The 1,429-nt window shown below is 59.4% G+C and carries 1 protein-coding gene; it reads left to right on the top strand.

What is annotated here, in order from left to right; translation table 11 throughout:
- Positions 1 to 69 precede the first annotated feature (69 nt).
- Complete coding sequence (locus tag ACYPYD_RS05600) at positions 70 to 1,212, top strand: IS110 family RNA-guided transposase (RefSeq protein ID WP_459662397.1); 1,143 nt, start codon at positions 70 to 72, stop codon at positions 1,210 to 1,212.
- The last annotated feature ends 217 nt before the right edge of the window (positions 1,213 to 1,429 follow it).

Raw genomic sequence — 1,429 nt, 5'->3', positions numbered from 1 at the left:
AAAAAGATCCTATGCAGGTCGCCGGGATTAACCGGTATCCTGACGGCAGTGTCATTCAGGAGATTGGCCATGACGATGGAACAGGAGTTTGCTTCACCAGCATCGAACACTGAGACCGTTTATGCGGCGATCGAACTAAGCAAGAAGAACTGGGTCATATCCGTGGCCCACCCCGGCCAGCCCAAGCCGAGCATCTATCGCCTGCCAGGTGGTGATTTTGATGCGCTGGTGGCGCGACTTCGCAAGGTTGCCGGATCAATCGCGAGAATCGTGATCTGCTATGAGGCGGGCTATGATGGGTTCTGGTTGGCACGGCGTCTGACCCGTTCAGGGATCGAGTGCCGTGTGCTGGATCCGGCCAGCCTGCAGGTAAACCGCCGTGCGCGCAGGGTGAAAACGGATCGTATCGACGCCCTGATGCTGCTCCGGGCCGTTATCGCGATAGACCGCGGCGACCATCATGTATGTGCTGTCGTGCGCGTTCCCGATGTCGAAGAGGAAGATGCGCGTCGATCACACCGCGAACGGCAACGCCTGGTCCACGAGCGTACCGCACATATCAATCGGATCAAAGGCCTGCTTTTTGGCCAGGGGATAAGGGGCATCGAACCGAAACTGCGCGCGACGCGAATTGATTTTGCTTCCCTTGTCACCGCGGAAGGAAGAGCGCTTCCGGAACGCCTGCTCCATGAACTTGAACGTGAATATTCACGGCTGGCTCTGGTCGAGGAGCAGATCCGCTGCGTCGAAAAGGAGCGCGATGTGGCGGATGCGCAAGACCCTGCGATCGAGCAGAAGCGTCAGATGCTTCGTCTTCTGCCCGGGGTTGGCGGAACGACTGCCGCGATCATGGCGCGGGAAATCTTCTCGCGGCAGTTCAGTAGCCGTTCGCACCTGGGATCCTATCTTGGTCTGACGCCAAGTGCCTACGACAGCGGCACTACCACGAAATGCCAGGGCATCTCAAAAGCCGGCAACAGCTGGGCCCGGCGCATCCTCATCGAGATCGCCTGGATCTGGCAGCACAAACATCCCGAAAGCCCGCTGACAAAGTGGTTCAGGGTAAGAACACAGGGGCAATCTGCGCGCATGCGTCGGATCATGCTGGTGGCCATGGCCCGCAAGCTGGCGATCACACTCTGGCGCTATGTCGAAACCGGCCTCGTTCCTGAAGGCCTGGCAATGCCGACCAAAGCCGCTGCGACTGGCTGACCCGCCCTTTGAAAGTTCAGGCCCCGGCCAGGGCCTGAAAGCGGGGTGACGGGCTTCGAGAGTATGATTGGTGCGAATGCACCGGCAAAAAGTGTGAAACCGTCCCCTTGAGCGTCTGAGCCGTGCATGCAGGATTGTGGCAAGCCGTCATGGAGCTGCCGGATATAAGTTGATGCGCCAGTCGCACGCCTGCACCAGGACGATCGACCCCGCCGAT

It is taken from the genome of Novosphingobium sp. 11B, assembly GCF_054589055.1.
The sequence above is the reverse complement of the archived record's forward strand: the minus strand, read 5'-3'. Positions and strand labels throughout refer to the sequence as shown.